General features: G+C 63.6%; 25 protein-coding genes and 1 pseudogene. 9 read left to right on the forward strand and 17 right to left on the reverse strand.

Going from position 1 to position 22,005, the window contains the following annotated elements:
* Positions 1–14: 14 nt before the first annotated feature.
* The gene (locus VFO25_10735) at positions 15–716 is read left to right on the forward strand and encodes a helix-hairpin-helix domain-containing protein (protein ID HET9343378.1); all 702 of its coding nucleotides are present in this window, start codon (positions 15–17) and stop codon (positions 714–716) included.
* A gap of 50 nt (positions 717–766) precedes the next feature.
* Positions 767–1,273, forward strand: coding sequence for a redoxin domain-containing protein (locus VFO25_10740; GenBank protein HET9343379.1), 507 nt, complete (start codon positions 767–769; stop codon positions 1,271–1,273).
* A 30-nt stretch (positions 1,274–1,303) separates the two neighbouring features.
* Here VFO25_10740 and VFO25_10745 read toward each other — a convergent pair whose 3' ends face one another.
* The 3 genes from VFO25_10745 to VFO25_10755 form a co-directional block, all read right to left on the reverse strand.
* On the reverse strand, positions 1,304–2,047 hold the full coding sequence (locus VFO25_10745; GenBank protein HET9343380.1) for a molybdopterin-dependent oxidoreductase: 744 nt from the start codon (positions 2,045–2,047) through the stop codon (positions 1,304–1,306).
* A 5-nt stretch (positions 2,048–2,052) separates the two neighbouring features.
* Entirely contained in the window at positions 2,053–2,937 is an 885-nt protein-coding gene (locus tag VFO25_10750) for a cytochrome b/b6 domain-containing protein (GenBank protein HET9343381.1), read from the reverse strand.
* Positions 2,938–2,999: 62 nt separating this feature from the next.
* On the reverse strand, positions 3,000–3,278 hold the full coding sequence (locus VFO25_10755; protein HET9343382.1) for a hypothetical protein: 279 nt from the start codon (positions 3,276–3,278) through the stop codon (positions 3,000–3,002).
* Positions 3,279–3,341: 63 nt separating this feature from the next.
* Here VFO25_10755 and VFO25_10760 point away from each other — a divergent pair, with 63 nt between their 5' ends.
* Complete coding sequence (locus VFO25_10760) at positions 3,342–4,106, forward strand: hypothetical protein (GenBank protein HET9343383.1); 765 nt, start codon at positions 3,342–3,344, stop codon at positions 4,104–4,106.
* Positions 4,107–4,165: 59 nt separating this feature from the next.
* On the opposite strand, the gene VFO25_10765 is transcribed toward VFO25_10760, so the two are convergent.
* The 4 genes from VFO25_10765 to VFO25_10780 form a co-directional block, all read right to left on the reverse strand.
* The gene (locus VFO25_10765) at positions 4,166–5,200 is read right to left on the reverse strand and encodes an aminotransferase class V-fold PLP-dependent enzyme (protein HET9343384.1); all 1,035 of its coding nucleotides are present in this window, start codon (positions 5,198–5,200) and stop codon (positions 4,166–4,168) included.
* A 103-nt stretch (positions 5,201–5,303) separates the two neighbouring features.
* Positions 5,304–6,491, reverse strand: a complete 1,188-nt coding sequence (locus tag VFO25_10770; protein ID HET9343385.1) for a hypothetical protein — start codon at positions 6,489–6,491, stop codon at positions 5,304–5,306.
* 163 nt (positions 6,492–6,654) lie between these two features.
* On the reverse strand, positions 6,655–7,467 hold the full coding sequence (locus VFO25_10775) for a mycofactocin-coupled SDR family oxidoreductase (GenBank protein ID HET9343386.1): 813 nt from the start codon (positions 7,465–7,467) through the stop codon (positions 6,655–6,657).
* On the reverse strand, positions 7,464–7,997 hold the full coding sequence (locus VFO25_10780; protein HET9343387.1) for a hypothetical protein: 534 nt from the start codon (positions 7,995–7,997) through the stop codon (positions 7,464–7,466). Before VFO25_10780 ends, VFO25_10775 begins: the two co-directional genes overlap by 4 nt.
* A gap of 219 nt (positions 7,998–8,216) precedes the next feature.
* Between VFO25_10780 and VFO25_10785 the strand changes: the two genes are divergently transcribed.
* Genes VFO25_10785 through VFO25_10795 form a run of 3 tightly spaced genes read left to right on the forward strand, consistent with a single transcriptional unit; the run spans position 8,217 to position 11,809 of the window.
* Entirely contained in the window at positions 8,217–9,896 is a 1,680-nt protein-coding gene (locus tag VFO25_10785) for an FAD-binding protein (GenBank protein HET9343388.1), read from the forward strand.
* A 16-nt stretch (positions 9,897–9,912) separates the two neighbouring features.
* On the forward strand, positions 9,913–10,911 hold the full coding sequence (locus VFO25_10790; GenBank protein HET9343389.1) for a succinate dehydrogenase/fumarate reductase iron-sulfur subunit: 999 nt from the start codon (positions 9,913–9,915) through the stop codon (positions 10,909–10,911).
* A gap of 13 nt (positions 10,912–10,924) precedes the next feature.
* Positions 10,925–11,809: a CoB--CoM heterodisulfide reductase iron-sulfur subunit B family protein gene (locus VFO25_10795; protein HET9343390.1), complete on the forward strand. Its 885-nt coding sequence runs from the start codon at positions 10,925–10,927 to the stop codon at positions 11,807–11,809.
* A 78-nt stretch (positions 11,810–11,887) separates the two neighbouring features.
* On the opposite strand, the gene VFO25_10800 is transcribed toward VFO25_10795, so the two are convergent.
* From VFO25_10800 to VFO25_10810, 3 genes are all read right to left on the reverse strand, one after another.
* Entirely contained in the window at positions 11,888–12,550 is a 663-nt protein-coding gene (locus tag VFO25_10800) for a peroxiredoxin (protein HET9343391.1), read from the reverse strand.
* A gap of 125 nt (positions 12,551–12,675) precedes the next feature.
* Positions 12,676–13,038, reverse strand: a complete 363-nt coding sequence (locus tag VFO25_10805; GenBank protein ID HET9343392.1) for a hypothetical protein — start codon at positions 13,036–13,038, stop codon at positions 12,676–12,678.
* On the reverse strand, positions 13,035–13,748 hold the full coding sequence (locus VFO25_10810; protein ID HET9343393.1) for an RNA polymerase sigma factor: 714 nt from the start codon (positions 13,746–13,748) through the stop codon (positions 13,035–13,037). The genes VFO25_10805 and VFO25_10810 overlap by 4 nt, the downstream gene beginning before the upstream one ends.
* A gap of 2 nt (positions 13,749–13,750) precedes the next feature.
* On the opposite strand from VFO25_10810, the gene VFO25_10815 reads away from it, so the two are divergent.
* Positions 13,751–14,140 (forward strand): hypothetical protein, encoded by a 390-nt coding sequence (locus VFO25_10815; protein ID HET9343394.1) that lies wholly within the window; start codon positions 13,751–13,753, stop codon positions 14,138–14,140.
* 11 nt (positions 14,141–14,151) lie between these two features.
* Here VFO25_10815 and VFO25_10820 read toward each other — a convergent pair whose 3' ends face one another.
* Genes VFO25_10820 through VFO25_10830 form a run of 3 tightly spaced genes read right to left on the reverse strand, consistent with a single transcriptional unit; the run spans position 14,152 to position 16,501 of the window.
* Positions 14,152–15,057, reverse strand: coding sequence for an alkaline phosphatase family protein (locus VFO25_10820; GenBank protein ID HET9343395.1), 906 nt, complete (start codon positions 15,055–15,057; stop codon positions 14,152–14,154).
* On the reverse strand, positions 15,054–15,572 hold the full coding sequence (locus VFO25_10825; protein HET9343396.1) for a YqeG family HAD IIIA-type phosphatase: 519 nt from the start codon (positions 15,570–15,572) through the stop codon (positions 15,054–15,056). Before VFO25_10825 ends, VFO25_10820 begins: the two co-directional genes overlap by 4 nt.
* A complete protein-coding gene (locus tag VFO25_10830) occupies positions 15,569–16,501 on the reverse strand; it encodes a lipid kinase (GenBank protein ID HET9343397.1) in 933 nt (310 codons plus the stop codon). The genes VFO25_10825 and VFO25_10830 overlap by 4 nt, the downstream gene beginning before the upstream one ends.
* Positions 16,502–16,685: 184 nt before the next feature.
* On the opposite strand from VFO25_10830, the gene VFO25_10835 reads away from it, so the two are divergent.
* Both VFO25_10835 and VFO25_10840 read left to right on the forward strand, forming a co-directional pair.
* Positions 16,686–17,225, forward strand: coding sequence for a hypothetical protein (locus VFO25_10835; GenBank protein HET9343398.1), 540 nt, complete (start codon positions 16,686–16,688; stop codon positions 17,223–17,225).
* Positions 17,226–17,473: 248 nt separating this feature from the next.
* Positions 17,474–17,740 carry an energy transducer TonB gene (locus VFO25_10840; GenBank protein HET9343399.1) on the forward strand — a complete coding sequence of 89 codons (267 nt, stop codon included), beginning with the start codon at positions 17,474–17,476 and terminating at the stop codon, positions 17,738–17,740.
* On the opposite strand, the gene VFO25_10845 is transcribed toward VFO25_10840, so the two are convergent.
* From VFO25_10845 to VFO25_10860, 4 genes and pseudogenes are all read right to left on the reverse strand, one after another.
* Positions 17,718–18,530 (reverse strand): hypothetical protein, encoded by an 813-nt coding sequence (locus VFO25_10845; GenBank protein ID HET9343400.1) that lies wholly within the window; start codon positions 18,528–18,530, stop codon positions 17,718–17,720. The two genes, VFO25_10840 and VFO25_10845, sit on opposite strands and share 23 nt — an antisense overlap.
* 4 nt (positions 18,531–18,534) lie before the next feature.
* Positions 18,535–21,309, reverse strand: coding sequence for an adenylate/guanylate cyclase domain-containing protein (locus VFO25_10850; GenBank protein ID HET9343401.1), 2,775 nt, complete (start codon positions 21,307–21,309; stop codon positions 18,535–18,537).
* Positions 21,310–21,350: 41 nt separating this feature from the next.
* Positions 21,351–21,677, reverse strand: a complete 327-nt coding sequence (locus VFO25_10855; GenBank protein ID HET9343402.1) for a hypothetical protein — start codon at positions 21,675–21,677, stop codon at positions 21,351–21,353.
* 237 nt (positions 21,678–21,914) lie between these two features.
* Positions 21,915–22,005: pseudogene (locus tag VFO25_10860) on the reverse strand (integrase core domain-containing protein).

Raw genomic sequence — 22,005 nt, forward strand, 5'->3', positions numbered from 1 at the left:
GGGAGTCTAGCGGCATGGAACGCTTCAAGCCGTACGCGCGGTGGGCCGCGGTCATCGCCGGTGCCGTCGCTCTCGCTTTTGCGTACTTCGCGCCGCACCGGACAGACTCGGTCGTCGTCGCCGACGACTCGCCGCCGCCGCCGCAAGCGATCGCCTCCGCGGAAGTCGCCGCGACTGCATCCCCTTCGCCGGGCGAAATCGCGGTCTACGTCTGCGGGGCGATCCGCCACGTCGGCGTCTTCCGATTGTCGCCTGGTTCGCGAGTCGTCGACGCGGTCGCTCAAGCCGGCGGTCTCGCTGGCGATGCCGATCCGGAGGCGATCAATCTCGCCGAGCCGCTCGTCGACGGCATGAAGATCGACGTGCCGAAGAAGGGCGCGCGTCCTTCGACCTATTCATTCGGCGGCGGTGGCGCGACTTACGACCTTGCGTCGACCGGCGCAAGCGCGACGGGTTCGAGTTCGCACCGCTCGACGCACCACCGAAGCAGCGGCCGCTCCGGTGCGGCGAAACTCCAGCCGGGTGAGACGGTCGACGTCAATACGGCCGGCGAGAGCGAGCTCGAACGGCTGCCTGGAGTCGGCCCGAGCCTCGCGCGCCGGATAATCGAGTACCGCGAGGCGAATGGCCTCTTCGGAACGCCGGATGATCTCCAGAACGTCTCCGGCATCGGGCCGAGCAAGTACGCCAAGATGGAAGCCTTCGTCCGCGTCTGAAGACATCCGAGACGCGCGCTAGCGCGTATCTACGGGCGGAGGTACGGCTCATGTCAAGATCGCTCGCCCTTGCCGCCCTGTGCTCGCTCTTCTTATCTCCTCCGACCGGCGCCCAGGCTTCTACCACTAACCTCGACACCGTCTTGTCGTCGCACGACTGGCTCAACGGTCACGTGAGCGAGTCCGATGTCCGAGGCAAGGTCGTCCTCGTCGATTTCTACACGTTCGAGTGCATCAATTGCCAGCACGTCGAACCGAACTTGCGCAAGCTCTATCGCGACACTCGGCGTGACGACCTCGTCGTCATCAGCGTCCACAGCCCGGAGACGCCGTTCGAACGCGATCGTTCGAACCTAAAGGCTTCGATCGCCTCGCAAGGCATCGCGTGGCCGGTCGTCGTCGACAACGGCTTTGCTGTTTGGAATGCGTACGGTGTGTCAGCATGGCCGACGCAGCTCATCTTCGACCGACACGGCGAACTCGTCAAGACGATCGTCGGGGAAGGTCAGGACGACGATGTGAACAGCACCGTCCGCGAACTCATCGCCCAGAAGTAGTAGGCCGAGCGAAGCTCGGCTATTTTTCCGTTAGATCCCGGCGAACCACTCGTAGCCCTGGTCCTCCCAGTAGCCGCCGTTTCCGAGCATCCCGCCAAGCCCTGCGACGACTTCGATGCGCTGAACGTACTTCGCGCTCTTGTAGCCGAGCTGCGTCGGCACTTTGAGTCTGATCGGCGCGCCGTTCTCGACCGGGATCGGCTTGTCGTTGAGGTCGTACGCAAGCAGCGCTTGCGGGTGCGCGGCCTGACGCATGTCGAGCGACTCGTAGTACGCCTCGCCCGCGCCATCTTGATCCATGCAATGAAAGACGACGTAGCGCGCTTTCGACTGCGGCGAGCTCTCGGAGAGGACGTCGCGCAGCAGCACGCCGGTCCACTTCCCGATGACGCTCCATCCCTCGACGCAATCGTGGCGCGTCACTTGCGCGACGCGCGGGAATGAACGGCGCAGCGTGTCGAGGTCGTACGATTTCGGCGTGTCGACAAGGCCCGTGACGAACAGCCGGTAGCCATGCCACGCTCTACGGCTCCACGCGACGTAGTCGGGCGTCGATGGCGGATCGAACCCGTTCTGGCGAAAGACGGGCGAGATCGCCGATTCTGCGTACTCGCGCGCCATCGGCTGACCCGCCCCGAGCAGCGCAAGGTCGAGACGCTCGGGCAGCTCGAGCACGCGATGGAAGCTCGCATTCTCGGTGAGGTTCGTCGCGATACCCGCGCAACCGGCGAGCGTCGTCGTTCCGACGAGCGCGAGAAATCCGGCGCGATGCATTTTTCTCACGACGATCCCTCTTCGGTTGGCGGGGTTGGCGGCGGTTCGTCGTTCGGCGGCGTTTCTGCGACGGGCGGGGCTGCCGATGCCGGCGCGCTGACCGACGCGGTGCTGAACGCCAGCTCGGGCTCGACGACGAACCAGCCGGTGATCATCGATCGTAGGTTGTTCCAAACGCCCGTGAGCGCGACCATCGAGATGTGCACGACGAAGAACGCCATGAGGGCGATCATGCCGCCGAAGTGCCAGATGCGAGCGAATTGTCTCCCGCCGAACATCGCCGGCAGCCACGGCGCCCATGAGTCGACCGACGGTCCGAGGGCGAGGCCGGAAAGAATGATGATCGGTGCGACGATGAAGACGACGCCGAAGTACGACAGCTTTTGCATCGGGTTGAGATGCGCGCGCGGTTTGACGCGCCAAGGCAAGAGATGCGCTTTCAGCGCGGCCGGCAATGCTCGTAAGTCGGCGAGCGTCGGTCGCAGATCGAACGCCCACCTCGCGTAAAGGACGGCGCAGATGACGAAGACCCAGGCGAAGAACAGATGCCATCTGCGGCCGTCCGCGAGGTCTTGATACGCGGGAATCGTCGCCCACGACGGAAACGCGCGGACGGTTTCTACGCCCTGACCGTCCGGCCCGTAGCCGAGGACGTGCGTCGTATAGAACCGCCGGCCGCCCACTTGCACCCAGCCTTCAGGGCTATCCATATCCGCGGAACCGGTGATGGACAACACCGGGCTTTGAAAAGTCGAGGCGTCGGACGCGTACAGTGCGGGATGCGCGTTGAATATCTGCATGCCGCTCATCGCGAGCACGAACAGCGCGAGCGCGCTCACCCAGTGCGTGAGCCGCACGACGATGGGATGACGGTATATCTTTTGCTTCATGGGTGCCATCGCGGTCGTCCGTCCATCAGAAAGCTATACGTCCGGCAGCGGTTCCCGGATGCCTAGTTGCGGGCTCGCCGTTTTCGCTTCCCAAGCCGCTTGACGGAGACGTTGAGCTTCTTGACCGCCGAATTGACATGCGATTTGACGATGCCGCGCACGATCGATTCGACCTCGCGCCGCTCCGGATACGTCCCCATGTATGGAAGCACGCCGAGCACGACGCCGCACGACGTACATGCGACGGTCGTCACGCGCAGCGTGCCGCCGGCACGCTCTTCGCGCGCGCGAAACGGCACCGCTTTGAGACAATGCGGGCACTTCCGCTTGAAGATCTCCATGCGATGGTTTTCAAGGAGCGCATAGCGGAACCCCCGTCGCGCACAGCGAACGACTAAGCCCCAGTGGCCGACGCAATGCACGGTTTCAGCGCTCGCGAGTTGCGGACGCTCCGAAGCCTGAAGACGCCAGCTGGGGTCCAGCGGCTGCTGAACGCGCTGAGCTACCACGACGCCGATACTGCGTGGTCTCCGCGTCGCGTCTTGCGCGAAGGCACCGGACACTGCCTCGAGGGCGGCATTCTCGCGGCAGCGGCTCTACGGGCGATCGGGCACCCGCCGCTCATCCTCGACCTCGAAGGCGAAAAAGACGACGACCACATCATCGCCGTCTATCGCGAGCGCGGCCACTGGGGCGCGGTCTCGAAGTCGCACTTCAACGGGCTGCGCGAGCGGCCGCCCATCTTCCGGACGCTCCGCGAGCTCGCGCTCACATACTTCGAGGACTACTACAACGGGCGCGGCGAGCGGACGCTGCGCAGATATTCGCGCCCGATCGACCTATCGCGCTTCGATCATCTCGATTGGATGACGACCGAACGCCCGATCTGGTTCGTGCCGCGCTATCTCGTCGAAGAGGCAAAGCACATCCCGCTCATTTCGCGGGCGCAAGCGAAATCGCTCGTCCGCCTCGACCGCTTGTCTATCCAGGCCGGCCTCATCGGCTACGACCACTCGCACATGTTCGCGAACGGCAAGTCGATATACGCCGAGCTCGCGCACACCGACCCGCGGACGAACGGTCCCAAACGAAGCGCGACCGCTTCGAAAGACAATGGAGCGGCCGAGCTTTACGCTCGACCGCCGCGGTCTCGCTCGAAGCCGACATAGCGAGCTGCAAGGTCGTCTGCGGTCGACCGTAAAGGTCGACCGCTCCACCTTTGACCAGATCAGCCGCGGAGCGCGGCGACCGCGCGGTCGACGTCTTCATCGGTGTTGTACAAATGGAACGATAGCCGGACACGGCCGGCGCGCACCGACGCGCGGATGCCAGATTCAAGGAGCTTGCGGAAATCCGCGCGCGCATCCATATAGACGATAGGCGAGACGGGTTCCGGCAACGACAAAGCGGAGCAGAATCGCCGAGCCAGCCGCATGTCGTGCGCCTCGATCGAGGCGATGCCGATCTTATCTATGACCCCGAGCGCCGCAGCCGTACCCAACCAAGAGAACCAGGCGGGTGACGTGTCAAGCCGGCGCGCGGTGGTCCGCGAGATCCGGTTTGGCAGACCGAAGAGGTTGCCGTTCGGATCGTCCGTCGCCCACCAACCTGCGTGGAGCGGCCGAATCGAATCGAGTCGATCACGCCGCACCGCCATGAATGCGCTTCCCCGCGGCGAGAGCAGCCACTTGTATGCGTGGCAGACGTAGAAATCTACCTCGCGCGCGCTCGTGTCGAGCCATCCGCACGCCTGCGTGCCGTCGACGCAAAGCATCGATCCCTTCGCGCGACATCGAGCCGCGAGCAGATCGAGATCGATCACAGCGCCGCTGTGCGCTTGGACGTGACTGACCGCGACGATCGCGAACGTGCCGTCGATCGCATCGATCAACTCGTCGAGCGGAACGCTGCGCACCTCGATCCGGCGGTCCTCATGGACCGTCCACGGAAAAAGCGTCGATGCGAAGTCGTTCTCTGCCGTGAGCACGCGTGCGCCGTCCGGCAACGACGCGGCGATGAGCCCGATGAGCTCCGACACGGTTGCGCCGCACGTGACGTCTGATGCGTCGACGTTGACTAGCTTTGCGAAGGTCGCTCGCGCTCGCTCGGTCGCCGCCTCCCAGTCTTCTTCCCCGGTCCGGCCGGTGCGCCAATCGGCGAGCGCCGCGATCATCGCGTCGTGCGCGGGCCGCGGCGGAAGACCGAATGTCGCCGTGTTCAGATAGGTTCCGTTCTGTTCGAAGAGATCCGCATCGAATTCCATGCGCGCCGCATTCCACACGGTGGCGGCCGATGCTTCGATGCGGCTGCAAGAAAGCGAGGCCGCCCGGGTCCGGCGGCCTCGCGCTGGTGTTAGAACGCTCGCGTTAGTGCGGCCGGGACTTGTTGATCTTGATCTTGGGTATCGCGATATGCGCGACGGGCGCCTTCGGCATAATCGACGCCGCCTGCGCCTTGCTCATCACCGTCATTCGCGCGCTAGCGTTGCCGACGGTCGACGCGTAGATGTGGTAGTCGAAGTCGAGCGAACCGCGACCGCCTTGCACTTCACGCACGACGAATCCGGTCGGGCTCTTGCTGGCGACGTACAGGCCACGCGTATCGCCGTCAGGCGTCAACATGACCTGATACGTCCTGCGCGTGTCGATCGCTTGGGCGAACGCCGCATCGAGCTGGACTGTGGCAACCCCTCCCACGAGGTGCGTGGTGCCGTTGTCCTCGATCGTCGGCGACGTCGACTCCGAGGAGAACGCGGTCGCTACGCTGCCGCCGCGCGTGCGCAAGAAGTTGCCGTACCCGCCAGTGATGAACAAGTCACCGGCGCAGTCGACGTACATGAGGTTGTTGCCGTTCTGGTCGGTCGCGACGAACGGAAACCCGGCTCCCGAGTTGCAGTCTGGGGCGCGGCCGATGATGCCGATGTACGACCCCTGGATATCTGCGCCGTTGCCGCCGGAGTTGACGCCGACATAGGGTTCTAGGCCGACACCGCCTGCGTCCGTCTCTGCGATGATCGCCGGGCCCGTGCTCCCGAGGGCGAACAAGGCCGCCGAGTTGCTCTCCGAGATGGCGATCACGCCGACACCCGAACTGCTCGCACCTTCGACACCCCAGAAGCTGCTTGAAAAGCCCTCGACGCCGACGCCGCTCGAACTCTGGCCCTCGACGCCGACGCTGTTGCCGCTGTAGCCAAAGGTGCCAAATGTCGCGCCCGTACCCGTGACGCCTGCGGCGTTCATCGATATGCCGTTGACGCCGTTACCGCCGACCGATTGACCGAGAACGCCGTTGCCGAATTGCGTCGCGGATCCGATGACGCCCGAACCGAACGGCGAACTATTCGTGTTGATGCCCCTGACACCCGGACCGAGGCCGGTGTTCTTATACGTCTGACAGGGCCTCGTGTTCGTGCACTTGATGACGGCGTTCGGATCGACGGCCCCTTGGCCGACGACAGCCGATGCCGGAGAGAGCGCTAGGCCGCCGGCAAGTACGCCCGCCGCACCGACGACGATCGCCGCGCTCATCATCGGGCGCAAAGAAATCGTACGCATTGGTATCTCCTCATTTTCAGGGTGACAGCGCGGCAACGCAAATGGCCAGAAAAGGCCGGCGATCGGCCGGGCTGTTGCCCGCTCTCATACGCCTGCCGCGGTTCATCTCCCGTTCATGGGCCGGCCTGGATTCGAATGCTCTAGTAGAGTGAGGGTGCGCCTGTCAGCGGGTGAGGAGACCTGCGTCTATGACGATCTGCGCGCCGGTGATGTACCGCGCCCGGTCCGACGTGAGGAACAGCACTGCTTCTGCGACGTCGCGCGTCTCGATCCAGGGAACGTCGAGCAAATTGCCGGCCGAGCGTTCGGCAACGGCTCGCGGCGTGAGCCCCTCGAGCGCTGCGAGACCGTCGTTCATCGGCGTGTCGACGCCCGTCGGATGGATCGAGTTGACGCGGATCCCGTAGGGCGCGAGCTCGATCGCCATCGATTTCGTCAAGCCGGTGAGCCCCCACTTCGAAGCGGCGTAGTGGCTCAGCCGATTCATGCCGCGCAAGCCGGCGATCGACGAGTTGTTGATGATGACGCCGCTGCGCCGCTCGATCATCGACGGAACGACATGCTTTGCGACCAACCAGCAGCCTTTGAGGTTGATGTCGAGCATCGCATCCCACTCCGACTCGGTCAGTTCGTGCACGAGGCCGTACGCGCAGATCCCCGCATTGTTGAAGAGCACGTCGATCCGTCCCCACGCGCGAAGCGCGCGCTCGGAGGCATCATGCACCGCGCCTTCGTCGCGCACGTCGGCGGCGACAGCGATGCAGTCGACTCCGAACGCCTCAGTTTCGCGCACGAGCGCGTCGAGGTCCGCCTGGGTACCGAGCGGATAGCCGGGGTTGCTGAGTTGGCGCGCGACATCGAGCGCGAGCACGTTCGCTCCCGCTCGGGCGAACGCGAGCGCCACCGCCCTTCCTTGCCCGTGCGCCGCGCCGGTGATGAAGGCGGTTTGGCCGGCGAACTCCTTCGCGCCGGTCACTTCACGGCGTCCTTCGCAAAAGGCTTCAAATATTCGTCGAGATCGACGCGCAGCGCGTCGTTGAAGACGTTCGTCGCCAGCATGAGCGAACCGAAGGCGGTGAGGACGACGATCTGCTCGTCGTTCAAGCGCGACTTGAGGCGCTCGAAGAGCTCGTCGGAGACTTCGTGCGGATCGCGAGCGATCGTACGGCCGAACTCGACGATCGTCTTCGACCAGTCGTCGAGCTCGAAGCGATCCGGGTTCTCGCCGGCCTCGATGAATATCCGTCTGAAAAACGTCGAACAGATGAGACAGTCGGTCTGCGATGAGATCGCATGCGAAAAGAGATCGGCGAGCTTTGCGCCGAGGAACGCGACGACTTCATCGCGGAGCGGATACCATTCCATGAGCGCACGAAGCGCGGGCCACGAATGTGCGAGCGTCCGCTTCATGTTCGTCATGCGACCGTGTTCGCGGACCTGCTTGTCGAATTCGGCCCGCGAGTCGGCCGGCGCTTCTTCGCGTTCGAGCGGACGGATTCGGGCCACGACGTTCTCCTCGCGAGGTTGGCGTAGGCGGGGACCCGCCATTCTCGGCGGGCGTCGAACTGCCATTCAAGGTCCGGACGAGCCCGTCATGTGCCGTTTCTCGCAGATTTGACTCGGTCCGCACGGCGTTTCTAGTGGGAATTCGACGGCGGCGCATGCGAACATGACGAGCGCCGCACGACCGGTGGCGGTCGCGCGAAGGCGAGGACCGTAGACAAGATGATAATCGACTACGACGTTTTGGTGCTCGGCGCCGGGCTCGCCGGCATGCGCGCTGCGCTTGAAGCGAAGCGGCGCGGCGCGAGCGTCGGCGTCATCTCGAAAGTGCATCCGCTGCGCAGTCACAGCGGCGCGGCCGAAGGCGGCATCAACGCCGCGCTCGATCCGGGCGATTCGTGGGAGATCCACGCGTTCGACACGATCAAGGGCAGCGATTACCTCGCCGACCAGGATGCCGTCGAGATCATGTGCCGTGAGGCCCCGCGGGACCTCATCGAGATGGAGCACATGGGCGTCGTCTTCTTCCGCGGACCCGACGGGAAGCTCGGCACGCGGGCGTTCGGCGGTGCGAGCAAGGCGCGGACGTACTTCGTCGCCGACATCACCGGCCAAGCGCTCCTCAACGCGCTCTACGACACGATCCTCAAGGAAGGCGTCAAGACCCACGACGAGTGGTTCGCCACGGCGCTCTACGTGCCCGACGGCACGTGCCGAGGCGCGGTCGCGATCGACATGCTGCGCGGCGAGCTTCATCTATTACGCGCCAAGGCAGTCATTCTCGCCGCGGGCGGCATGGGCCGCGTGTACGAACCGAGCACGAACGCGCTCATCTGCACGGGCGACGGACACGCGCTCGCCTATCGCGCCGGCGCACCGCTCATGGACATGGAGATGGTCCAATACCATCCGACCACGCTCAAGGGCACGGGCTTCCTCATGACCGAAGGCGCGCGCGGCGAAGGCGCGTACCTGACGAACAAAGACGGCGAGCGCTTCATGCAGCGCTACGCGCCGAAGATGATGGAGCTCGCATCGCGCGACGTCGTGTCGCGGTCGGAGACGATCGAACTGGCTGAGGGCCGCGGCGTCGACGGGTGCGTCTTCCTCGATCTGCGCCACCTCGGCGCGGAGCTGATCCATAAGAAGCTGCCGCAGATCCACGAGATCGCGCTCAATTTCCTCGGCCTCGACATGGTCGAGGTGCCGATCCCGATCCGGCCGGGCATGCATTACATCATGGGCGGCGTGAAGACCGACCCCGACGGCGCGACGCCGCTGGCGGGACTCTACGCGGCCGGCGAGTGCGCGTGCGTGAGCGTCCACGGCGGCAACCGCCTCGGCGCGAACTCGCTGCTCGACACGCTCGTCTTCGGACGGCGCGCCGGCGCGCACAGCGCCGATTACGTGAAGAGCGTCAAGCCGCTCACGACCGGTGAAGAATTCCTCAAGTCGGAGCAGCAGCGCATCCAAGCGCTCCTCGACCGGCCGTACAAAGGCGAGACGCACGCGCGCTTGCGATTGGAACTCGGCACGCTCATGGACGAGAAGGTCGGCGTCTACCGCGACGAGGCTGGGCTGGAGGATGCGCTCGCGAAGGTCCGCGCGATCCGGACTCGCGCCCGATCTGTGAGCGTCCAAGACAAAGGCCGCATCTACAACCAAGCTTTGCTCTTCGCGCTCGAGCTCGACTACATGATCGACTGCGCCGAAGCGACGATCATGTCGGCGATCGAGCGAAAAGAAAGCCGCGGTGCGCAGGCGCGCAGCGACTACCCGAAGCGCGACGACGCGAACTGGCTCAAGCACATCCTCGTGACGCAGACGCCTGGCGCCGACCCGAAGATATCGTACCTGCCGGTGACGATCACGAAGTGGCAGCCGATGGAACGCACGTACTAAAGGGACGGATCCGCACATGCATGTGAAGATGGTCGTCGGTCGATACGCACCGGACAGGAAGCTGGACGGTGAGCTCGGTGCGCCATATCCGCCGCCGTACGCCGACAAACCGCGTAAGACGTATCAGACGTTCGAGATCGACTTGCATGATGAGGCGATGGTCCTCGACGGCCTCATCCACATCCGCGAGCACGTCGACGAATCGCTCGTCGTGCGCTGCTCGTGCCGCTGCGCGATCTGTGGGTCGTGCGCGATGTGGATCAACGGCCACGCGAAGCTCGCGTGCACGACGAAGATGAAAGACGTCATCGAGAACGGCGCCGTGCGCGTCGAAGCGCCGCCGTCGATGATGCCCGTCCGCGACCTCGTTTGGGACATGGGCCCTTTCATGGAAAAGATGCGTTCGGTCAAGCCGTGGCTCGAAGGCAAACCAGTCTCTCCGGATGAGGAGTACCGCGTACCTAACGAGGCGATGGACGAGCTCGTGCAAGAGGTCAGCTGCATCTCGTGCGGCGCGTGCCTCATGGACTGCGAGTCGTACGCCGTCAACGACAAGTTCCTCGGCCCGCACGCGCTCGCACGCGCCTACCGGTATGCGAACGACCCGCGCGACTCGATGCAGCAGGAACGGCTCAAGGAGTACAGCGATCCGAACGGCGTGTGGGATTGCACGCACTGCTACGAGTGCGTCCACGTGTGTCCGAAGGGCGTCGCGCCGCTCGAACAGATATTGAAGATCCGTCAGATGTCGGTCGCTGCAGGCTATACGAACAACGCGGGCACGCGGCACGCGCTCGCGTTCGCGGAGTCGGTCCGCGACAGCGGTCGTCTCAACGAGCTGACGCTCATGCCGAAGTCGCTCGGCCTGTTCAACATAAAGGCGCAGCTGCAATCGCTGCCCAGCGCGTTCAACCTGCTGCGCGCAGGCAAATTGCCCCCGATCATCCACCATAAGATCCCGGGCGTCACTCGCGTCAAGGCGATCTTCAAAAAAGTGGGCGGTCCGCTGACATGAGGATGGCAACACGATGAAGGTCGCATTCTGGCCAGGCTGCGTCTCGAAAGGCGCCTGCCCCGAGCTCTACGTCTCGACGCACAAGGTCGCCGAGGCCCTCGGAATCGAGCTCCACGAGCTCACCGAAGCGCCGTGCACCGGCGCCGGTGTTTTGAGCGAGCAGAATCCGGCGCTGGCGGATTCGCTCAACGGGCTGACGCTCGCGATGGCGGAGAAGCTCGGTGCGGATCTCATGACGATCTGCAGCACGTGCCAAGGCGTGCTCAGCAACCATAACTATCAGCTGACCCACAAGCCCGAACGTATGGAACGCGCGAACGCGGTGCTCTCGGAACAAGGCTACACGTATAAGGGCACGACGAAGGTCAAGCACTTGCTGTGGATCCTCGTCGAGGACATCGGTCTTGACAAGATACGCTCGCTGGTCAAGCGCAAGCTGACGGGTTTGAAGATCGCGCCGTTCTACGGATGCTACATCTTACGACCGGAAGAGTACTTAGGGCTTCGTGAGAAGCCCGAGCGCAAGAACTATCTCGAGCAGATCATCTCGATCATCGGCGGCGAGCCGGTCGAGTATCACGGCAAGTCGAAATGCTGCGGCTTCCCGATGGTGACGATGAACCGCGACAAGGCCCTGATGATGGGCGGCAATCATATCATGGAGGCCAAAAGCAAGGGCGCCGATCTGCTGGTGACGCCTTGCCCGCTGTGCCATCTCAACCTCGACGCGCAGCAGCCCGACGCTGCACGCGTCATGAAGCAGACGATCGACGTGCCGATCTTCCACTTGCCGCAGCTGCTCGGGTTGGCTTTCGGCTTCAGCCCCGAAGAGCTGCGGCTCGATCATCACGTCGTGCCGACGACCAAAGCCCTCGAAAAAGTCGAGCTAAAAGTCTAACCCTTCGCGACTTCGCATAAGAAAAGGGAGCGGTCGAGATTTATCTCGACCGCCGCGGTCTTTCCAATTGTAGGCCGACTATTTCCCAGGTTGTGGCACGATCCGGATGTACGGCTTCGGCGATTCCCAGCCTTGCGGGAAGAGCGTCTTCGCATCGTCGTTCGACACCGAACCCGCGATGATGACGTTATCGCCATTCTTCCAGTTCACGGGCGTCGCGACTTTATGCTTCGCCGTCAGCTGCAACGAGTCGAGGACGCGCAGCACTTCATCGAAGTTGCGACCCGTCGTCATCGGATAGACGAGGATGAGTTTGATCTTCTTGTCCGGGCCGATGATGTAGACGTTGCGGACCGTCTGATTGTCGGCCGGCGTGCGGCCTTGCGACGAGCCCGGCGTATCTGCCGGTAGCATGCCCCACGCCTTGGAGATCGAGAGATCGGTGTCGCCGATGATCGGATAGTTGGGGGCGTGACCTTGCGTCTCTTTGATGTCGGCCGCCCACCTTGCGTGGTCGTCGGTCGGATCGACGCTCAATCCGATGATCTTCGTGTCGCGTCTGTCGAACTCGGGTTTTATCTTCGCCATGTAGCCGAGCTCGGTCGTGCACACGGGCGTGAAATCTTTGGGATGCGAGAACAGCACGGCCCACTTACCGCCGAGCCAGTCGTGGAACTTTATCTTGCCTTCCGTTGTGTTCGCTTCGAAGTCGGGGGCTTCGCTACCGATCGTGAGGGCCATGAGTCGAGCTTCCTCCGGAAAAGGGCGATGAGGGAGCTGTCTCTTGGCGAGGCGCGAAAAGCGCCCCTGTCGCGCTCACCGCGGAGACATCGCGACAATGATGACGCCCGTAGCTACGTCAAATGTTAAAGAAGCGTTGGTCCGCTGTAGCGGGCGAATCGGAGTGGCGCAAGCACACAGAAGAGCGTGACCCCAAGGGCGATGAGCATCCAACCCGCCGTGTAAGACGGCGTCGCCGCGAAGAGCGTCGCGACGAACGGCGGCGTGGAGGCCCCCGTCGCGAGCGCGGCGCGAACAGCGAAAACGAGGATCGAGCCGAGCGACGCGGCGAGGCCGATGAAGCCCGGAAGCGCACGCAGCCATGGGAATGCGAGCGGCGAAGGCGCGCCTTCGCGGGCGACAGCGCTCATGACCGATGCGACGAACGAGTCGGACGGCACGATCGGCTCGCTCTGCGATAGGATGCGGTCGAGTTCGGCGTCCTTCATCGGCCTTGCGCCTCGAGTTCGGGTTCGCGCAACAACACGGGGAGCTTTTCGCGCAGGATCGCTCGCGCCCTCGATAGCCGCGCCTTGACAGTACCGGCGGGGACGCCGATCGTCGCCGCGGCCGAGTCCACCGCCTGATCGTGGAAATAATAGAGGACGACCGCCTCGCGGTAGATCCACGGAAGCGTCAAGACGGCTCTTCTTATCATGCGCTCGCGCGCCGTCGTCTCGACGCTTATCGCCACGTCGGGCTGTGCGGCGCTCGATGCGTCCGGCTCGAGAGGCAGCACGACGGGCGGCAACCGGCGACATGTCGACCGGTACGTGTTGAGCGCGACCGCGTGCAGCCAGGTCGAAAAAGTCGATTCTCCGCGCCATTTCCGAATCGCTCGAAAGGCACGCACGAAAGCGTCTTGCGCCATCTCCTCAGCGAGGCTACGGTCGTAACAGAACCTATACGCGAGGTCGACCAGCCGCGTTTGCCATCGGCGGACGATCCCTTCAAACGCGGACACGTCGCCCTCGACAACCCTTGCGACGTCCGCTCGATCCTCGCATTCGTTCACCCACGCGCCCTCGCCGATTAGACGACGCGACGGCACATCCGGTTGCGTTTCTTCGGCGGCGAGCGACTCGAAGAAATGCAACCGCGGCCGGCGTTGGTGCGTCCAACCGGGCAGAACGCCGAATCCGGTCCGAAGGAGGCCCACCGATGGATTACCTGGCACTCGCGATCTTCCTCAGCGTCGGCGCCGCGTCCATGTTCTCGATGATCTCGATCGTCGCGTGGTCCGATGCGAGGCGCATGGAGCGAGAGACGTACTATCGCAGCGAGCTGCTCAAGAAAGCGGCCGAATCGGATGCTGCGGGAGCCGCCGCTACGATCGAGTACCTACGCGCGCAAGAGACCGCGGCTTCGAAACGTCGCAGCGAAGCGTTCAAGCTCGGCGGCCTCATCACCGCTGCGGCCGGGATCGGTCTCACGATCTTCCTTTGGCTGATCGTCGGAGATCACGGTCCGCCGATCTACTCGCTAGGTCTCATCCCGACGCTTATCGGCGCCGTCCTCCTCGTCTACACGTACACATCCCCGCGCGCTTGACGTCGTCGCAGTTATCGCCAGCAATCCGTGATCGGGCTGACGTCGGCCGAACCGCCGAGCGGGCGAAGGCCGTACATATCCTCGATCGTGCGCAGAACTCGGTAGTGGTCGATGCGCTCGCCGTATTTCCCGGGCTTGACATGCGCTCCGACGAAGATCGTCGGTATCGTGTTGTCGAATTCGCGGTCGCTTTCGTCCCACGTGATGATGACGAGCGCGTCGTGCGCGCGGCCCCAAGCGACGATCGGACCAATGTTCGCGCGCAGCCAATCGTCGGCGGCGGCGATGCTTCCCGAGTGCATATCGTGGGCCAGATCCGGGATGATGAAGGCCACGGTCGGCAACGCATCATATGCGGGGAGCCGCGTCAGAGGAAGATTGCTAGACCTGGGCACGTCGTGAAAACCGACCCACGGCGCATGTTTTTGTGAATAACCGTGATTCGCCACGCCGCCCGTACAGCCGGCGAACCCCCGCGAGGGCAAGTCCTCGGAGTATCCGGCAAAACTCAAGTGCGCGCGAAGCAGTGAACCACCTAATGTCGGAGAGTTCGGGTCCATACCGCGTTCGGGGCAGACGTCGCCGTTCCAATTGACGTTGCCCGTGAAAAGCGCGAGGTAGTTCGGTTGGCTCGGGTGCGCGACGCCGTTCGCGTTGGTGAATAGCGCCCCCGAGTCCGCGAGCGAGTTGACGTACGGCGCGTCTTCATTGCCGATGATCCTCGACGGCGACTTGTTCTCCTCGATGACGATGATGACGTGCTTCGGACGCGGCAACGTGCCTCGTGCCTGGACGAACGGGTTCGGGATCGGCGGCGGCGACGTGAGCCGCGTATTCGGAAGGTATCTCGTGAAGACGAAATATGCCAGACTGAGCACTGCGATGAGCGCGACGATCAGGACGATCGCCCGCTTCATATCTCATCACGCGTGACGCCTCGGAGCATGAAGCGCTCGGCCGATCGGACGAACCTCATCGCGCGATGCTCCTTCGTCACGATCGGCTCGGTGAGGATCGCGCGGATGCCGAGCAGTTTGGCGCCGAGCACGTCGGCGAAGAGCTGATCGCCGATGACGACGATCTCGCTGCGCGCCACTCGAAGCTTCTTCACCGCGCGGAAGATCCCGAAGGGCAGCGGCTTGAGCGCTCCGTGGACGAACGTGACGACCCCGAGCATGCTCGCGACGCTGCTCACCCACGCGCGAACGTTGTTGGAGACGATCGCCATCGCATAGCCCGCCGCGAGGGCCCGATTCACCCAATCGGCGACTTCTGGACTCGGCTCGAGATGGTGCCAGCCGACGAGCGTGTTGTCGAGATCGACGACGATGCCGCGAACGCCCTCGCTTCGAAGCGAATCGAGCGAGATACGCGTGATGTTCGCGACGACACGCAATGGTCTGATGAAGTGGCGCGGCGTGCGGAATCTCACGCTTCCCCGGTTTCAACGGCCGGCGAGGGCGCTGGGACGAGAACCTCGATGGCGCTCGGAACGATGTCGAACGTGGCGGGTGTCGACGTGACGATCTCCCCGTCGACCTCGATGCGCATCCGCTTGCCCGTCTTGACCTCGAAACGTTTGCCATGAAGAGTGAAGACGGAGCGGACGTCGTCGTATTGCCGGCGCAGCAGCGCGGTCAACACTTCGAGATAGTCCTTCCAATCCTTGAGCTGTACGCTGTAGAGGTCGAGTTTGCGGTCGTCGATGGCGGCTTCGTCGGTCGCCACGAATCCACCGAAGTTCTGGCCGTTCCCCACGGTGAGCTGAGCCGTTCGCTGGGCGATGACCTCACCGGACGGAAGGGTGACGAGCGCACGGAAGCGCCGCATGGCGAAGACGATCTGTAGGGCATGGAAGAGCAGCGCGAAGACGCCGAAGCTCGACTTCGACTCCTTCGTCAGACGGCGGCAGAGAGCGACGCTCATGCCGATGCTCGCTTCGTTGAAGTAGTAGACGTCGTTGACCCGGCCGACGTCGATCCGCCGCGTGTGCCCCTGACCTATGACCTCACAGGCCCGCGGGAGCTCGGCCGGAATGCCAAGTGTCTTGGCCAAGTCGTTCGCGGTGCCGAGCGGCAAGATCCCGAGCGGCAGCTTCGATCCGACGAGACCCTGCAGGACGGCGTTGAGCGTTCCATCGCCGCCGCCGGCGATGACGAGATCGACGCGATCGGCATGTTCTCGAATAGCGGCGGCGACGCTCGATCGCGTCGCGGTTACGGCGTGCACGATGTCGAGGCCGAGTTCTTGCAGCGCGACGATCGCGTCGCTAGACTTTGCGGCAACGTTTCTCGCGTCGTCGTTGAGCAGGACAAGCGCGCGTCGCCTAGCCCGAGCTGGTGCATGACTATCGCGAGCCATTGATGTCTCGACGATACTTGCGGATGACACAGTAATGGTATGCCCATGCCTGGTCGCTCCCAAGCATACAACAGCGGGAGCACGCATGGAGTCGACCATTGTGGGTACAGTTGGCGGAGCGCAATGGCCGCATCGATGCCACCTGCGCCCGCTCCGCCAAGGAAGGCGGTAAGGAGGATCGATCATGGATGAATGGATCACAGGATTATTCCGCGACCGTGGGGCCGCGGACGACGCCGTCGAAGAGCTGCAGAAAGCAGGCTACGGCATCAACGACATAGGCGTCATGATGACGGAAGACACGCGCGTGCGCAAGTTCGAGGCGGAAAAGGGTAACAAAGCTTCCGAGGGGGCGACGGCGGGCGGCCTCGTCGGCGGAACGTTGGGAGCGATCGTCGCGGGCCTGACCGCGACAGGCAGCATCGCAGCGGTCGTGGCGACCGGCGGAGCGGCGGCACCGCTCGTGGCCGGACCTCTCGCGGCGGCGCTTGCCGGACTTGGTGCGGGCGCGGTCAGCGGCGGCGTCATCGGCGCCCTCGTCGGAGCCGGCATCCCTGAGGTACGTGCGAAGGAGTACGAGGCGAAGCTAAGAGACGGCGCGATCATGGTCAGCGTTCGCGCATCTGCCGGCGATGCAAGCGCGGCTCGAGCGATCCTGAACGACGCGCAAGCCGACAAGTCGGAACAAAGAGCCCGCGAGAAAGTGGCCAGGGAAACCAACTAGGGGTCGGCCTCGACAGTCGGAGCGAGGTTGGGCAATTAGTCCAGCCTCGCACGCGTCGAGGGGGCGATCGTGAGGTCATCCACGGGGGCCCAGGGCGGCCGACAAGAAGCCGTATAGGGTTGGAACTCCCCGCTGCGCAGAAAACGAGACTGCTCCGACTCCTCGGCGTGGCGGGAGCATTGGTTTTCGTACTCGTGGTGCTCGCGTTTCGGCGCTGGAGCGATGGCCCTATCGAGGACGCCGACTACATGGTAAGAGTTACGCCTACGTACCCGCAAGCCGCGCTCAAGGCCGGCATCCAAGGCCAGGTGATCGTCGCCATCACGGTTGGTTGGAATGGCAGACTCCTCGCTTCCTCGGTCCGGTCATCGTCCGGCAGCACGCTTCTCAACGACGCGGCACTCGGCGCGGCTCGCGAGTCCACGTTTCGCCCTCCGACGCTTAACGGTATCCCGATCCAACGCAGCTACATCATCCTCTACACGTTCGAGCTTAACGGACCTCAGCCTCGATGAACACGTTTTGAGTCTCGATCAAGATGTAGTGGTCGTTCGCCGCTTCGATCCAACCGGCCGATATGAGCGATACATTCTTGCCGTCGAGCCGAAAAATGACGCCCGGAACGTCCATCGTCGCATAGTTCTTGCCATGGAAGTGATCGCACCAGACGCCGATGGCTTTCTCGAGCACGCCGTTGGTCGCGTGAGACATCGCCGCGTCCGTCAGGATGCTTACTCGACGGTGCGCAACGATATCATCGAGCGCGCTTCCGGTTCCGGCCATGCCGTCGGTACATGTGTCGCCATCGGCGAGCACGTGATGCGGAAGACCATAGACCGGTGAAGCGGGCGGCGATACCGCGATCGCCTGACCGCCTCGAAGCTCGTACCAATCCCTTTGACTTCCCGAGCCTTTCGCGGAGATCAGCCGGTTGTCGTTTTCGAACGACAGGACCCAATAATCGTGCGCGAGCTGAACCGGGTGAAGCACGCCTCGCGAGAGGGTCGCGATCTGTTGCCTTTGGGACCCTTGGGCGTAGTACATCACGTAGAGCCGGTCGTCGACGACGCGCGCCTCGCTGAAGAGCCACGTCGGTTTGAAGATGCTCACGTGCACGCCTGGACCAAAGGACGTCTTCCCGATCACCGGTGCTTGCTCGACGAGCGCCGCCGCGACGGACGATGACACCGGTGATGGGCCGCCCGATTCGGCGTCCGGCATGCGTGGCGCGTTGTCACCGCAGCCTACGACCGTCGCGCAAGCGACCAGCAGCGCGACGGCGATTAGATCCATCAAACGCTTCATGTCGTCATATGGATTGTCCGACGGCAACCGCCTGCTCCGGCTGCCACGCAGCTCCTTCGGCCATAAACCGATCGAGTTCTTCGGGCCCCAAGGACGCCGCGAGCGTGTCGTAGAGCCTCGTCGCGGCCTCATGGACCTGGATCTTGTTGGAAAGGCCGCGCGACTCGAATTGTTGGCGACCGTAGCCGTAGATCCGAGCGGCATCATCCACGCGACCGTCGCGCGCTGCGACGCTTCCCAGAAGGAACATGACTTCGCCGACGTAGAGCGGGTCTTGCGTCGCGCGCGCGTTCTGAAACGCATTGCGTGCCGCGTCACGCGCGCCTACGAAGTCCTCGAGCAACATGAGGTTGATCGCGATGTTGACGTAGACGATGAGCAGGTCGCGAATGTTCTTCCTCGGCAAGAACACCGCAAGCGCCTCATCGAAATAGATCTGCGCCTGGCGGTGATTTCTAGCGAGAAATTCCGTCGCTCCGAGATTCGAGAGCACGGCTCCCGCTAACCGTTCGCATCCAAGCCTCTTGAACATCGCGATCGCCTCTCGGTTGAGCGAACGAGACGTTTCGAAGTCCTCTCGATGCTCGGCGACGACCGCCTTCATGCCGATAGCGCGCGCGAGCGAAAGCTGCGGTCCGGACTTGCGATAGATCGCGATCGCGCGCTCGATCACCTCGAGGGCCTCGTCGTTCTTGCTGGCTTCGGTCAGCTGCCACGTCGTCGCGTAGAGCGCGTCTGCGAGGCCCGCCTCATCGCCGGCACGCTCGAAGACATCGCGTGCGCTCGCCGCCATCTCGTAGCTGTGGGCGCCGTTGACCAACGTCGACAGCGTCAGCTGTACGCGCGCGACGATGAGGGGGTGCGCGTCCACATTGACGTGGTCGAGGGCGAGCGCGATCCAGTTTCTCGCTTCCGCATTGAGGCCGACGGCGACCCACAACGAACCGAGCGCGGCCGCGATTTCGGCGCCGATGAGCGGATCGTGGCCGCCGTGCAGCGCCCAACCGAGCGCCGTGCGGAAATTGTCGAGCTCGAGCTCCTCGGTCGGCAACCAGGCCTCGGTGGGCTCACTGCGGTGACGGGAGTCTGCAGCTAGCGCCATGCTCCGGAAATATTCGGCATGACGTCGTTCCATCGCAAGACGTGAGACGTCGCCGTCGAGCATCTGGAGCGCGTAGGCGCGCGTGGATTCAAGCAGTCGAAAGCGCTCACCGTCCCTCGACGTGTCGGCGAGGACGAGCGATTTGTCCGTCAGCGAGGACAGGAGATCGAGGACGTCCCCTTCGTCGATCCCGCCGTGAGCGCACACTGCCGTCGCAGCTTCCATCGTGAAGCCGCCGGCGAAAACGCCTAGTCTATTGAAGAAGGTCTGCTCATGCTTATCGAGCAGGCCATAGCTCCAATCGATGAGTGCCGTTAACGTCTTCTGGCGTGGCAGTGCCGTCCGGCTACCGGCCGTGAGGATTTTGAACCGCTCGTCCAGCCGTTTAGCGAGCGTCGGCACCGACAAGACTTTGATGCGCGATGCGGCGAGTTCGATCGCGAGCGGAATGCCATCGAGGCGCCGACAGATCTCTGCGACCACAGGCGCTGTATCGTCGGTCAGCGTGAAGCGGTTGTCCGCCGCGGTGGCTCGGTCGACGAAGAGCGCCACCGCGCCGTAATCTCGCGCCATGGCGGCCGACAGAGTCGTCGATGCTTCGGGCACGGAAAGCGACGGGAGCCGATGCACGTATTCGCCCGCGATGGCTAGCGGCTGCCGCGAAGTCGTCAGGATTCGTACTTGCGGACACTGCTTGAGGATAGCGTTGGCGATCGTCGCCGCCGCGTCGAGCACGTGCTCGCAATTGTCAAGGATGAGCAGGAGGCTTCGTTGCTTCAGCGCTTCGACGATCGAAGTCTCGATCGAGTCGCCGGACTGCTTCACTTCGAGCGCCCGCGCGACGGCGCTCGAAACGAGACGCGCGTCCGAGATCGAGGCGAGGTCGGCGAACCAAACACCGTTCGCGTAGCGATCGATCGTGTCGGCTCCGATCTGAAGCGCTAACCTCGTCTTCCCTACGCCGCCTGCGCCTGCGATCGTCACCAGAGGATGCGCCGCGAGCAATTGTTTGACGTCTTCGAGATCGCGCTCGCGGCCGAGCAGAGCCGTGAGCTGCACCGGGAGATTGTTCGGTCGGGCTTCGAGCGAGTTGAGCGGCGCGAAATCGCTCGGGAGGCCCGGAACCGACAGCTGCCAAACGCGCTCCGGCTGCATCAGATCCTTGAGACGACGCATGCCGAGGTCGACGAACGATGCGTCGGTGGGCAGATCATCGGCGATCGCGTTTCGCACGTCGTCGGAGACGAGCACCTGACCGCCGTGCCCGATCGACATGATGCGAGCGACCCGATTCACCGTCGAGCCGAAGTAGTCGCTGTCGCGCTCGACGGCGGTGCCGAGATGGATCCCCATGCGTACGCGGATCCCTCCGACGGCGGTGAAGTCTTCATCGGAGAGCCTGCGCTGGCTGGAAAGCGCGGCGTGGAGCGCTTGGTGCGGCCTGGCGAACGCCGCGCAGAACGCGTCGCCGACGGTCTTGAAGACGAAGCCGCCATAGCGTTCGATCTCCGAACGGAGGAGGGCATCGTGACGCGCGATGGCGTCCGTCATCGAGTCGTGGTGCTGCTCCCAACGACTCGTCGAGCCTTCGACGTCGGTGAAGAGAAACGTGACTGTGCCCGACGGAATCGAAGTCGGGCCCGGCTCGAACGGCGAGGCTGCGGAGAGTTCCGGCATGTTCGCCCGTGCTTCGTCGTGATATCGCGCTAACCCGCCGCTCACGGCCCTCCTGGTGTGATATAGCCGCCGTGCCGACACCAATCCGCGATGCCGGCGCACGAACCGATCGGCACGTCGGCGAGGCACCCCAACACCTCACCAACACTGGCTTTGGAGGCGATATCGGGATACTGTTTGTAGAACCGGTCTACCGATTGGACGTAATCCTCGACCGGCTTACCGAAACTTGGATTTCTATAGAGATGCAGAATACCAAGGCCGAGCTTCTGAGCGTCCGAGCCCGCGTTTTGCATGAAGTACGAGTTGGCGCGTACCCTCCCGTCATTTGCTCCATTCGCATAAGCACTGATCATGCCAATTACCAAATTATCTTTTTCGGAAGCGGGAAGACCAGACCACCACAGTCCGTTTGCCTTCGGTGGATTGGGTACTGGTGGAGGACCTGTGCGCGTTACGCAGCCCCCTTGAGTGAGGGTGCCAAGGACGCATACGAAAAGCAGGCGCTTTAGATGCATAGCTTCATCCGCCTTCGCATCTCACAACTAGGTGGCCTGACCTGGCCCCCGCGCGTATCCCAATCATGATGGGCAAACTGGACGCTTTGAGGTGATCGCCGCGAGGGCGAATTCGTCGGGGGTCCGGTCCCCGAGCGACGCGTGCGGCCGGGTCTCGTTGTAGTCGCGGCGCCACGCC

The organism is Candidatus Eremiobacteraceae bacterium (genome assembly GCA_035710745.1).
Lineage (GTDB): Bacteria > Vulcanimicrobiota > Vulcanimicrobiia > Eremiobacterales > Eremiobacteraceae > JANWLL01.